The following is a 349-nucleotide window of genomic DNA, read 5'->3' as shown; positions in this document are numbered from 1 at the left end:
GCGCCGGTGCTCGCGCTGCTGCTGCGGGCCCTGGCCCGGGACACCTCGGCGTGCGCGGCCGAGTACCAGCGGGAGCAGGGCACGATCGCGGCCGCGCTGTCGGAGGCGGTCGGGGGGCACCGTACGATCCGCGCGGCGGGCGCGGAGGAGCGGGAGGCGGCCCGGGTGCTGGCCCCGCTCCCCCGGCTCTCCCGCGCGGGCCACGCGATGTGGCGGGTGCAGGGGCGGGCCGCCGCCCAGGCCCTCACCGTGGGCCCGCTGCTGAACCTGGGCGTGGTGGCCGTGGCCGGGCTGCTGCTGGCCCACCAGCGGCTCACGGTGGGCGAGGTGCTGGCGGCCTCCCGGTACG

Annotated in this window: 1 pseudogene; it reads left to right on the top strand. The window is 80.5% G+C overall.

Going from position 1 to position 349, the window contains the following annotated elements:
* Positions 1 to 349, top strand: a pseudogene (locus GTW40_RS28555) (ABC transporter ATP-binding protein); the annotation flags it as partial.

This window comes from Streptomyces sp. SID4985 (genome assembly GCF_009863025.1).
Taxonomy (GTDB): domain Bacteria; phylum Actinomycetota; class Actinomycetes; order Streptomycetales; family Streptomycetaceae; genus Streptomyces.
The sequence above is the reverse complement of the archived record's forward strand: the minus strand, read 5'-3'. Positions and strand labels throughout refer to the sequence as shown.